A 12,250-nucleotide genomic window follows, 5' to 3' on the forward strand; every position below is an offset into this window, starting at 1 on the left:
AGCCTCGAAGGGCTTCACTCGGAAGGCGTCTCCCAGTCCTCTCCGGCACGCCAGAGCCAGGCGGCGCCGCGGATGCCGCTCGAATCTCCGTGCAGGGCGGGGCGTAGGGGCGTGTCGGCCTCCCCTCCGAAGACCCAACGGGGCAACTGCTCCGGCACCAGCCGGTACAGGGCGGCCACATTGGACATGCCACCGCCCAGCACGATGACGTCCGGGTCCAGGATGTCGATGACGTGGGCGAGGCCTCGCGCCAGCCGATCCACGTAGCGCTGGAGCGCCGCCACCGCCGAGGGCACACCGGCCTCGGCTCGCGCGGCGAGGTCCGAGCTCCGCAGACGGGTGCCCGTGTGTTGCTCGTAGTCGTTCTCGAAGCCCGGGCCGGACACCCAGGTCTCCAGGCAGCCCCGCTTGCCGCAGTAGCACTCGGGGCCGGGAAACTCCTCGGGCGTCGCCCACGGCAGCGGGTTGTGGCCCCATTCGCCGCCCACGCCGTTGCGGCCCGCATGGGGCCGCCCACCGAGCGCCACGCCCGCCCCCGTCCCCGTGCCGAGAATGACGGCGAACACCACCGGGTGGCCGGCGGCGGCTCCGTCGGTGGCCTCGGACACGGCCAGACAGTTGGCGTCGTTGGCCAGGCGGACGGGGCGGCCCAGCGCCCGAGCGAGGTCGCGGTCCAGGGGACGTCCGTTCAACCACACCGAGTTGGCGTTCTTCACGAGCCCGGTGCGCGCGGAAATGGTGCCCGGAATGCCCACGCCCACGCTGCCGCGCTGTCCCGTCTGCTGCTCCAGGCGCGTGCACAGGTGGGCGATGGTATGGACGGTGCCCTCGTAATCATCACGAGGCGTGGGCACGCGGATGCGCCCCAGCTCGCGCCCGTCGTCGGCGAGGGCCAGGGCCTCGATCTTCGTTCCGCCGAGGTCGATGCCGATGCGCACGTCCTACCTCCTGAATGGGCCTTCCCGTACGTAGGACCTCATCTTCCTGAGTCTCAGGGTGACCGTGCAAGTAGGGACGAGGTGGCCCGGCGATGGCGTGACGAGCCCCCGGCCTCCCGGTGAAGGAGCGGCCGAGGAGGACGCCGCGCTGGGCGTGCTCTCGCGAGCCGGTTTCGGCCCGGCGTGTTACGAGGGGACATGTCGAAATCCCCTTCCACTCGCCCTCTTGCCGTACTGGTGGGCGTCCAACTCCCCGGCGTCTCGGATACCGAACATGCCGCCGACCTCGCTGAGCTCGGGCGGCTGGTGCACACCCTGGGTTACGAGGTGGCCGCGACCGTGACCCAGCGCCGCGACGGCGTGGCGGCGGGGACGGTTCTCGGCACCGGAAAGCTCAAGGAGCTGGCCCAGCTCACCGGGGGTTCCGGCACCGTGTCCTCGGGGGCGCAGGTGCGAAAGTCGAAGGCCCGCGAGCGCTGGGAGGCCGAAGAGGAAGCGCCCGGGGAGGAGGCGCCAGGGGTGGAGGCGTCAGAGGAGGAGGCGCCCGAGGAGGACCCCGAGACGGACCCGGCAGCCGAGGCCGGTGAGGTGCAAGCCACGGCAAGGCCCACGGTGGTGGTGGTCGACCATGAGCTCTCGCCCAGCCAGCTGAGCAACCTCGAGCGGGCCACCGGCGCACAGGTGCTCGACCGCACCGGCGTCATCGTGGACATCTTCCACCGCCACGCGCGGAGCCGTGAAGCGAGGATGCAGGTGGAGATCGCACGGCTCAACTACCTCGCCCCGCGCATGCGCGAGTCGACGGGAAGCCGCGAGCGCCAACAGGGCCGGGGCTCCGGTGATTCGGCGGTGGAGCTGGATCGCCGCAAGATTCGCGACCGGCTCGCCGAGCTGCGCGAGGGGCTCGTGGCCATCCAGCAGGACCAGGACAACCGGCGCTATGCCCGGAGGGACCAGCTGCGGGTGGCACTGGTCGGGTACACCAACGCGGGCAAGTCCTCGCTGATGCGCGCCCTGACGGGCAGCGAGGTGCTGGTCGCGGATCAGCTCTTCGCCACCCTCGACACCACGGTGCGGGCGCTGCAACCGGAGACCCGGCCGCGGGTGCTGGTCTCGGACACGGTGGGCTTCATCCAGAAGCTACCGCACGACCTCGTGGCCTCCTTCCGTTCGACGCTGGATGAGGCGCTGGAGGCCTCGCTGCTGCTGTACGTGGTGGATGCCTCGGATCCCACCTGGGAGGCCCAGCTCGAGGTCACCCGCTCTGTGCTCCGCGAAATCGGAGCGCAGAGCGTCCCGAGCAGGCTGTTGTTCAACAAGGCGGACCGGCTCTCCGCCGAGGAACGCGAAGCCCTGCTCCAGAAGCATCCCGAGGCGCTCGTCCTCTCGGCGCACTCGCCGGACGACGTCGCGGCGCTCCGTCAGGCCGTGATGGAGTTCTTCGAGCGCTCCATGGTCGACGCGGACCTGGTGATTCCCTACGCCCGCCAGGGGCGCATCAGCGAGGTGTACGAGAATGCCCGGGTCATCTCCGAGGCCTTCGACGAGAACGGCCGGCGGTTGAAGGTCAGAGCGCTCCCCGCGGCGATCGCCAGGCTGACCCACGCCTTCGGGACGTGAGCTCCACCCGGCGGGGCCCCCCCCAGCCCTCTGTCAGCGGAGGGCCAGGGGACGGGCCGGGCACGGGTGCTACTTCGTCAGCACCAGGTCGCGCGACTGGATGAGGTCCACCTGGCCGGCGCCAGGCGTTTCGCGGGTGGCGCCGGCCGGCACGGCAAGTTCGAGTAGTGTTGCGGTCGCGGATTTTTGGCTTGATAAGAAGATGGATGCTGAAGTCTTGGCTCCTCTTGTGTCTCTTGCTTGGGAGCAGAGGGACGAGATCTTGAACGAGGGGGGCTACTCGGTTTCTAGAGCTTTTTGAGCGAGTCCAAAAGTTTATCGAGTTTTTCGTCGACTTTGAATGCGCGACGTCTTGCCATTTCGTAGAGCTGCCACAATTCTTCATCGGTAATGCCATCGGTGTCCGGGTCTACCGTGAGGAGTCGTTCCCCTCCGGCATCATTAAGCCCAAACCAAGCGCGTTGATTCCCGGTCTCCTCATCTTCTGTGAAAGAGATTATCATTGAATACGTGCCTTCGAATGCTGCAATGAAGGACCGTCCGGATGGTGTCTGTTCCCAATTGATTTTTCCCTCTCGCGTTTTAGCGATTACTTGCCGAACTAGCTTGATAGCCTTGTCGTCTTGCATGGGATCTTTCCTTTATTTTTCAGATTTTACGGCGAGCCCGTGGGACTCGCTGAGCAAGGAAATCAGGTCACGGCTCACGCTGGAAATGGAGATCCGCTGCCGTTCACCTAATTCTTCAATTGATTTTTTGACTAGCAACTCATGAGCCACTGTTAGCTTTTCGCGTGCGGCAATGAGTTTGTTCTTCGTGTCCTCGCTTAATTTTTCTGTCCAGCGGGCCAATGCATAATTGATGGAACTGGTTAGGTTTGAGATCGCGAAATAGGTGAGGCCATGATTTTTTAATACGATGAACTTTTCTAGTTCGACAGCTGAATTTTTTATTTGTGCTAAATCTTCTGAGAGATTTCTGCGGAGTGCGATGTCTCTTGCCTCATGGGCGGCCTTTGATGCCCTGGTGGATTCGTAAATGGCATAGATGCTAATGATAACGCCGATAAGGCTTAGGATGTTTCCCCAGTTTTGTTGTAAGAAGTCGCTCATCGGGTGGGGGGGATTTGTGGCCGCTGCCATCGTGGGTGTGAGATAGGAGTTCACTTCGTCAGCACCAGGTCGCGGGACTGGATGAGGTCCACCTGGCCGGCGAAGTGCGCGAAGTCCTCGTACTGCTTCGCCGGGATGCGGCCGCGCTCCAGCCGCAGCGACTCGTCGACGGTGAGCGTGCGCCCCTCCTGCTTCTCCGTGCGCAGCAGCCGCCCGAACGGGCTCTCCACCTTCAGCTGCGCCTGCGGATCCGACAGCTTCAGGCCCTGCGGCATCGTCAGCGTCACCACCGTGTGGCTCGCCTCGGTGTCGGCCAGGTACAGCGGCGTGGTGCGCGTGCTCAGCTGCACGTACTGGCGGCCCAACTGCGCCGGCGTGGTGATGGACGGCAGCACCAGCCGGTCCTTGTCCACCCGCCCGAAGCTCGGCGCCTTGAACGCGTAGCGCACCGTGAAGGGCGCGCCCACCTCCTCCGTGCGCTCCAGCTTCAGGTCCGTCAGCTCCGCCCCGCTGAAGTAGCGGCCCACCGAGCCCTGCAATGCCTGACGCCGGCGCTCCCCGGAGATGGCCTCGAAGGCCTCCGCCAGTTGCGCCGCCTCGAAGCCGGAGTACACCTCCTCGCCCTTGCCGGTGAGCTGGCCCTTCTCGTCCACCTCCAGCGTCAGCTTCACCTGCTTGCCCGTCTGCTGCTTCATCGGCGGCGTCTTCACCTTCTCCAGCGCGCGGCCGGGCTCGGGCATCAGGTACGCGTCCCGCTCGCCCAGCGCCGTCTCGGGCAGCTCGCCGAAGGGGGCGTAGCGCGTGCTCGTGTCCAGCCACACCGGCCCCTCGCCCGGCACGTCCACCCGCAGCACCAAGGTGGGCAGCAGCGACTCCTCGGGGAAGAGGTACTCCGCCGGATCCGCCGAGTACGTCCGCACCGCCGCGATGCGCGCGGGAATCCCCAGCGACTCCAGCCCCGTCTTCAGCACCCAGAAGCGGCTGCCCCGGTCCTGCGCCACCGACGACGCCGCCGAGGTCGTCAGCCCCGCATCCCGGCCGGTGAAGCGCTTCATCACCGCCGCGTACAGCGCCTTCACCGCCTCCAGCCCCTTCTTGTCCCCGGCCGCCTCGCGCGCGAAGGCCTCCACCTCCCAGGTGAGTGTCCCCTTGTCCAGGAAGGCATCCGAGTACACCGCCACCAGCCGGTCATTGCCCGTGGTGCCCGCGCCCACCACCACGAAGGGCAGGTACTCCCTGCTCGACGGCGGGCTGTCCGGCTCCGGAATGAAGGGCGGCACGTTCTTCACCTCGAAGGTGAAGACTTCCTCGTCTCCCTTCACCACCGGCGGCGGCGCCTTCATGTTGTGCGCGTCCACCTTCATGCCCGTGCCCTTGGGCGCCACCACCGTGTACGTGGCCCGGTGGTCCGGCATGCTACCGATGCGGTAGAAGAAGTCCGACGCCGTGAAGCCCGGCTGCGCCGGCCCGCGCGAGGCCTCCGCCACCAGGTACTCCAGCTCCACGTAGTCGCCCACCTGCACGCCCGGCAGACTCATCGTCTCCTTGCCCTCGATGCTCTCGGGCTCCAGCACCGTGCCGTCCGCCTTGAGGGTGCGCAGCGCCAGCACCTGCACGCCCGAGGGCAGCGTCATCTCGGCGATGTCCTGCACGCCGCTCTGCTCCAGCGCCTTCTGCACGCTGTGGATGCGCGTCACCTGCGAGCCGTCCGGGTACACCTGCGTGGCCGCGGCGTCCAGCACGTAGGCGGCGGCGCTCTCCTCGGCGCCCGGGTTGGCCTCGTAGTCCTTGATGGCCTGGCGGCCGTCGATGGCGTACGCCTGGAGCACCTCCTGCCCCGTCTTCGCGCGCACCACGGCGCGGCGCAGTGCCAGGTTGCTCCCGTCCAGCAGCAGCGACTGCTCGCGCGCCGCCAGCGCTCCGGCCTTGTCCCCGGCGAGCTCGCGCACGTCCCCCAGCTTCTCCAGCACCTTCGCGTTGCGGGGCCAGAGCGCGCTCAGGGCCCGCAGCGTGGCCGTGGCGTCGTCGAAGCGGCGCAGCGCCACGTACGCGGCCGTCAGCGACATGGCCGTGCTCACGTCCCCCGGGTTGCGCGTGAGCTGCTCCTGGTAGAGCTCGGCGGCGCGCGCCTGGTCTCCCCGCATCCGCGCGTGCTCGGCGCTCCGGTTGAGCGCGCCCGGGCAGCCCTGCATCGAGGTCACCAGCTCGTCCGCGCGCGCCACCGCGTCCCGGCGCCGCGCCAGCGAGTAGCGCAGGCTCAGCGCATCGCACAGCCCCGGCTGCGCCTGCAGCGCGGCCTCGAGACTCTCCTCGACCGCGCTCTCCACCTCGAGCGCCATCGCCGTGCGCGCCTCCAACAGGAACACCGGCCAGCCCGCGGGCTTCGCCGCCGCCTTGGCCGTCTTGAGCGTCTCCATCGCCGCGGCCAGCTGCCCGTCATTGAGGGACAGCTCGGCGCGCAGCAGCAGCGCGGCCACGTCGCCCGGGTCCTTCGCCAGCGCCGCCTCCAGGTCCCGCGTCGCACGTCCGCGAGCCACCTTGGAGGGGATGCTCCGGTCCACCGAGGCCAGCTCGGCGCGCAGTGACAGCACGGCGGGCGTCTGCGAGGCCTTCTGCAGGCGCGTCATCAACCGCCAGGCGCCGTCCGAGTCCCGGCCCATGCCATCGCGCACCGCGACGAAGTCCGAGAGCAGCGGGCCCGTCTCGCCGGCGAGCGCGGCGGCCAGGTCCTCGGCGCGCGGGTAGACGAGCTCCGCGTCGGCGTCCCTGGGGGCCGAGCCCCACGCGGAGGGCGCGGGCCCGGTGGCGGGGCTGTAGCGGATGGCCGAGGGGCGCCCATCCGCGCGCATCAGGGCGAGCGTCAGGTTGGCCCCGCGCTGGTCCTTGAGCAGCTTGATGAGAATGCGGTGGCGGCCGGCCGCGAGGTGCACGGGGTGCGCGGCCACCGTGGAGACGGCGAGGGAGAAGCCGCGGCGCTCGAGCAGGGGCGCGCCATCCACCATCACCTTGTGCGAGGAGGCGGAGACGGAGCGCACCACGTAGACGCCGGCCTCGGGCACCTCGGCGTCCACGGCCATGAGGTACACGTCACCCGGGGCGGGCTCTCCGGCCACGTCCAGGCGGGTATCCGGCGCGCGCAGGGTGCGCGGCACGAGCTGTCCGAAGGGGCCGGTGAAGGGGCCCGCCAGTGAGCCGTCCTTCTCCGGCGGGGTGACGTCATCGAAGGCGAGCAGGTGCCAGGCAGAGAAGGGCCCCAGCAGGGTGGCGGTGTCCGCGGCGCCCATGTCCTTCATCGCCCGGGCCTGGGCCGCCCGGTCGCCGCGCAGGCCGAGGATGGCGCCCTGGCTGGCGCGCAGCAGTTGGGCGGACTCGCCCGAGGCCCCGGCGTCGAGCGCGCCCTGGAGGCCGGTGAGGATGGCGTCATCGAGCGCGGGCGAGGAGCCCGCCAGGTCCAGCACGTAGCGGGCGGCGGGCACCGCGAGCGGGTGGTGCGGGGCGCGGGTGGCCACGGCGAGCGCGGCCTCGAGCGCGCGGCGCGGCTGGGCGGCGCGGCGGGCGAGCAGGTGCTGGCCGTAGAGGGCGTAGGGGTCGGCCGGGTCCTTGGCGACGGCCTCGTCGAAGCGGGCCTGGGCCGTGGCGGCATCTCCGGCCATCAGCCAGGCGTGGAAGCCGGCGAGCGCGAGCGTGCGGGCCTCGCTCGTCCCGTTCTTCGCCGCGGTGGCGGCTCGTTCGAGCACCTCGGTGGGCGAGGTGGAGTGGGCACAGCTGGCCAGCAGGCCGGTGACGAGCAGGAGCGCGGCGATTCCGCGAAGGGGAGTGCGCATGGAGCGCACAGGGATAATGCAAAGCCCCGGGTGAGGCCACATCCGCTTGCAGCAAGCGGCTTCTTGCTACTTCGAGCGTTTACCTTTGGGCGGAGGGGCGGGCTTCGGGGCGGGCTTCTTGGCGGGGGCCGGGGCGGGCTTCGGAGCCGGGGCCGCCGCCTTCTGCACCGGCGGGCGGGCGGGCTCGGGCGCCTGGGCCACGGCCACGGGCCTGGCACCGGGGGGGAGGGGCTTCACGCTGTAATTGAAGCCCTCGGCGCGGCATTCGCCCTCGATGCAGCCAAAGGCGGCGAGGGGGGCCTTGCCAAAGCGCTTCTCCTGCCAGCCCGTCCCCAGGTGCAGGGGCTCGGCGATGGGGCGCTTGTCCCCCCGGGTCCCCACCGAGGCGAACAGGACGCCCTCCTCGTCCACGGTGAGCTCGAGCTCCACCGGGCCCTCGGGGGACTCGGCACCCAGCATGGTTCCCTGCTTCTCGCCCAGGTTCCACTCCAGCCGGAGCGGGGCGCCAGCGCCGTTATAGACGAGGGCCACGTAGCGGCCCGGGCTGCCCATCAACAGCAGCGCGGTCTCCGGGTCCGGCCGGGGTCCGTAGGCCACGGTTTTCAGGTTCGTCAGGGTGCCGGCCTCGGGATTCAGGGTGCTCACCCGGGCCGTGAGGCGGGCGGTGTCGCCCCTCATGCCGGGCACGTCCACCACCATGAGGCCCACGCGCGACTGGCCCTCCACGGGGGGGAAGACGAGCGTCCGGTCCTGCAGCTCGAGCGGCCGGCCGGACACCAGCACCGACGGTTTGTCGAGCCCCTCGCCGAGGCTCACCTTGCGCGGCTCGCCGTCGGCCGACGCCAACCGTCCCTCGAGCTTGGTCGCCGAGGGCGTCCCGAGGTCCGCGTTGAGGGCGGTGCCCGGCGTCATCGGCACGCGCCGCGTCGTGTTGCGCAGGTACGTCACGCCCAGCACGCCCATGGCGGCGAGCACCATCAGCGTGGCCGCGGTCCGCAGGAGGACGCGCGCCACACGTCCCGCCGTCCGCTTCACCCGCTGCCACCGGCTGAGCTTCCCCGGCCGGATGGTGGTGTAGTGGGGCGCGAGCGGCTCGAGGTCGCGGAGGAGCGCGGTGACGCTCTCGTAGCGGTCCGAGGGCTGCTGCTTGAGGCAGTTGGCGATGATGCGGTCCAGGCGCGGGTCCAGGCCCGGCTTGCGGCGCGAGGGGGGCTCGAACTGGCCCGCGGGCAGCTCGCCCACGAGCATCTCGTAGAAGATGAGGCCGAGCGCGAAGATGTCCGCGCGGCCGTCCGCGTTCTTGGCGTCCACGCGCTGCTCGGGCGCCATATAGGACAGCGTGCCCATGGCCACGTGCGTGCTGGTGAGCGCGTAGCGCGAGCTGGTGTCCTCGAGGAACGAGGCCAGGCCGAAGTCCGTCACCTTGGGGATGTCGCCGCCCTGCTCGTCGAAGAGGATGTTCTCCGGCTTGAGGTCGCGGTGGATGACGCCGCGGCCGTGCGCGTACTCGATGGCCCGGCAGATCTGCAGCATGACGCGCAGCGTCTCCATCGGGTCCGGGTTGGGGGCGCGCATCCGCTCGCGCAGGGAGGGCCCGTCCACGAACTCCATCACCAGGTAGTACGTGGTCGGCGTGCTGCCCTTGTCGACGATGGAGACGATGTGGGGGTGGTGGAGGGTGGCGAGCGCCGCGGCCTCCTTCTGGAAGCGGGCGACGAAGCTCTCGTCCTGGGCGAGCTGCTGGCTGAGCAGCTTGACGGCGACGGTGCGGTTCAGGGACAGCTGGGTGGCCTTGTGGACCTCTCCCATGCCGCCGCTACCGACGAGGTTCTCCAGTCGATAGCCAGGGATGAGATGGGGCGCGTGCGGCCGGCTGATGGCGGTGTTGTCGAGCGAGGACATGAAGGGGGGCCCTGAAGGGCGCTCAGGCTAGCAGAACGTTCCGGCTCCCGGCGTACAGGATGCGCCAGGGCGCTACAGCACCTTCCTCGTCCCTCTTTTCCAACTACACCGCACCGGGTGCACCCGCGAGTGAAGGCGGCGTGGCGATGCGTGTGGGGCTGGCGGCGTCGAAGTGACCGGCGGCCCGCTCCCGGCAATTGTCGCAGTGCCCGCAGTCCGGGTGCTCCGGCTCGTCGAAGTACCCGCTGATGAAGCGCCAGCGGCACCCGGTGGTCTGCCCGTAGCGCATCATCTGCTGGAGGCGCTCGCGATCACTCTGGTGGCGCTTCTCGTAGGCGGTGAGGTACCCGGTCAGCTCCTCCGGCGTCTCGAAGTCGCGCAGCTGTTTGAGTCCACGCGGGGAGCGCTCGAGGATGCCCGCTCCGGCGAGCTGCGCCACCAGCACCTTCACGCGGTTGGCCGGCAGGCCCGAGGCCTCGGTGAGCACCTTGAGGGACACGGGCTTGCCCTGGCGGTGGGCCCATGACTCGCGCAGCACCGAGTAGAGCGCCTGGGACTCCTCGCGCCGGGGGTACTTGCCGCCGAGGAAGTAGCTCTGGATGCGTCTGTCCTCCAACCGGTAGAGGAGCACGCCGCGCGCCGGAGCCCCGTCGCGGCCCGCGCGTCCGGCCTCCTGGTAGTAGCTCTCCAGCGAGTCGGGGAACTGCCAGTGCACCACGAAGCGGAGGTCCGGCTTGTCGATGCCCAGCCCGAAGGCCTTGGTGGCCACGATGACGCGGTAGCCGTTCTCCATGAAGCGCTGCTGTACCTCCTCGCGCTCGGAGGTCTTCATCTGCCCGTGGTAGCGGCCCGCCTCGATGCCGGCGTCCTTCAGCCACTTCCACACCTCCTCGGCCTTCTTCACGGTGGCGGTGTAGATGATGCCCGTGCCGGGCTCCTCCTGGAGCAGCTTCATCATCCGGGCCTTCTTGGCCTCGGGATTCACCGTGCGGGCCACCTCGAGGAAGAGGTTGTCGCGCCGGATGCCGGTGTTGAGCACCTCGGGGTTCTCCATGCCGAGCTGCTTCAGCACGTCCTCGCGCACCTGGGGCGTGGCGGTGGCCGTGAGCGCGAGGATGGGAGGTCGGCCGAGCTGCTGCACGGCATCGCGGATGGAGAGGAACGCCGGGCGGAAGTCGTGCCCCCATTGGGAGACGCAGTGGGCCTCGTCCACGACGAAGAGGGAGACACCGGCCTTGCGCAGCGCCTCGAGGCGCTCGGGTTTCTCGAGCTGCTCGGGCGTCAGGTAGATGAGCTCGTGCTGGCCCCGGCGCACCTCGCGCGCCACCTGGTCGGCCTCGCGCGGGGTGAGCGTGGAGTCGAGCTTCACCACGTCCACGTCCGCCTCCGCGAGCTTCTCGTGCTGGTCCTGCATGAGCGCGAGCAGCGGCGAGACGACGACGGTGGCCCGGGGCAGGAAGAGGGCGGGGAGCTGGAAGCACAGAGACTTGCCCGCGCCGGTGGGCATCACGCCCAGCACGTCCTTGCCGTCGAGCAGCGCCTCGATGATCTCCCGCTGCCCGGGCCGGAGCTCCTCCACGCCGAAGCGCTCGAGGGCCTCGGCCATGAGCTGCTTCCAGCTCGGCCGGCGGTGGCCCGGGGTGTCTCCTGCCGCGTTCCGCTGTTCGGGAGTGCTCATGAGGTGGGGGCGGCGCCCCGGATGGAGCGGGCCGCCGCGAGCCTCAAGGTAGGAGGCGGTGTTGACCTCTGGGAGCCAGTCTGGACGCCAGACCAATAGGGGCCGCCAGGGATGCGGCCGGGCGCGTTCCTTCCGGGCTCCTCGGGCTCAGGGCACCGGAGGGCCACTCACGGGAGTGGAAGGGAGCGCCTGTCCGCCCGCTCGGAAGGCCTGGAGTGCCTCGCCGTAGAGGGCGCGGTAGGCCTCCAGCGACAACCGGTCCACGCGGACGCCGAAGGTGTCCTCGTGGCCCGCGAGCCGGCGCGTCAGCCGCGCGTTGACCTCGTTGCCGTAGTGGCGCCCGTCGTAGGTGTTGCCGGTGCTCGCGGTGACGTCCGAGGGCAGGGCGAAGTCGTAGACCTCGTCGAACACGGACGTCAGCGCGTGCAGGCTGCGCAGGTAGTTGGGGAGGGTGCCCGTGCGCTCCAGCTCGGCGAGGTGCCACGCGGACAGAGGCGGCATCCAGCCCACGAAGCGGGCCTCGGGGAAGACGTCGTGCAGCTCGCGGTAGCGCGCGACCCGCGCGGGCTCCAGCGTGCGACGCGACAGGCGCAGGCCCTCGGGGTCGAAGGTACCAGCGTCGGGGCGGACGACGACCTCGAAGCGCTCGTCGTAGAACTTGGGGTAGGGCGACTGGTCGAGCACCGCCAGCACCGACCACAGGAGCGCGTCCAGCGAGAGGTAGCTCTTCCAGAGAGGGGGAGGGGCCTCGCCGTGGGCGACGAAGTCCGGCACGTCCACCTGGTCGTCCACGCGCGCGTCGAAGTTCACGTAGTCCGTGCCGACGATGACGAGCGAGGGCTTCGCTCCATGCGCGCGCAGCCACCGGGCATAGGGGACGAGCTCGCCGACCACGCCCGCGCTGAAGGCGAGGTTGAAGCAGCGATGCGGCGCGAGCAGCGAGGGGTGGACGATGGTGGAGGTGGAGCTGCCGAGGATGAGGCAGTCGTAGCGGGCGGGGTCCTGGAGGAAGAGGTTGGCCTTGGAGACGCGCTCGTTGAACTCGTAGTTGCGGCCGGTGAGGCGGTTGCCCCGGCCGTACCAGAGCGGATCCACGAGCAGGTTGAGGGCGAGCGCCCCCAGCACGAGCGCCACCGTGGCCACCACCCAGTGCTTGAGGTACCTGTCCATGCCCGG

8 protein-coding genes are annotated in these 12,250 nt (G+C 69.7%); 1 reads left to right on the top strand and 7 read right to left on the bottom strand.

Annotation, left to right across the window (positions count from 1 at the left end; all coding sequences use genetic code 11):
• Positions 1–14 precede the first annotated feature (14 nt).
• Positions 15–938, bottom strand: a complete 924-nt coding sequence (gene mak, locus ACJ8AN_RS22620) for a fructokinase (protein WP_407757511.1) — start codon at positions 936–938, stop codon at positions 15–17.
• Between the two features lie 198 nt (positions 939–1,136).
• On the opposite strand from mak, the gene hflX reads away from it, so the two are divergent.
• Positions 1,137–2,558, top strand: a complete 1,422-nt coding sequence (hflX, locus tag ACJ8AN_RS22625; RefSeq protein WP_407757512.1) for a GTPase HflX — start codon at positions 1,137–1,139, stop codon at positions 2,556–2,558.
• 287 nt (positions 2,559–2,845) lie between these two features.
• On the opposite strand, the gene ACJ8AN_RS22630 is transcribed toward hflX, so the two are convergent.
• The 6 genes from ACJ8AN_RS22630 to ACJ8AN_RS22655 form a co-directional block, all read right to left on the bottom strand.
• Positions 2,846–3,187: a hypothetical protein gene (locus ACJ8AN_RS22630; protein WP_407757513.1), complete on the bottom strand. Its 342-nt coding sequence runs from the start codon at positions 3,185–3,187 to the stop codon at positions 2,846–2,848.
• A 12-nt stretch (positions 3,188–3,199) separates the two neighbouring features.
• Positions 3,200–3,724, bottom strand: a complete 525-nt coding sequence (locus ACJ8AN_RS22635; protein WP_407757514.1) for a hypothetical protein — start codon at positions 3,722–3,724, stop codon at positions 3,200–3,202.
• Entirely contained in the window at positions 3,721–7,494 is a 3,774-nt protein-coding gene (locus ACJ8AN_RS22640; protein WP_407757515.1) for a DUF3857 domain-containing protein, read from the bottom strand. Before ACJ8AN_RS22640 ends, ACJ8AN_RS22635 begins: the two co-directional genes overlap by 4 nt.
• A gap of 66 nt (positions 7,495–7,560) precedes the next feature.
• A complete protein-coding gene (locus tag ACJ8AN_RS22645; RefSeq protein ID WP_407757516.1) occupies positions 7,561–9,396 on the bottom strand; it encodes a serine/threonine-protein kinase in 1,836 nt (611 codons plus the stop codon).
• Between the two features lie 103 nt (positions 9,397–9,499).
• On the bottom strand, positions 9,500–11,074 hold the full coding sequence (locus ACJ8AN_RS22650) for a RecQ family ATP-dependent DNA helicase (RefSeq protein WP_407757517.1): 1,575 nt from the start codon (positions 11,072–11,074) through the stop codon (positions 9,500–9,502).
• 147 nt (positions 11,075–11,221) lie between these two features.
• Positions 11,222–12,244, bottom strand: coding sequence for a hypothetical protein (locus tag ACJ8AN_RS22655; protein ID WP_407757518.1), 1,023 nt, complete (start codon positions 12,242–12,244; stop codon positions 11,222–11,224).
• Positions 12,245–12,250 lie beyond the last annotated feature (6 nt).

Origin of the sequence: Archangium sp. (genome assembly GCF_045802675.1) — a bacterium.
Classification (GTDB): Bacteria; Myxococcota; Myxococcia; order Myxococcales; family Myxococcaceae; genus Archangium.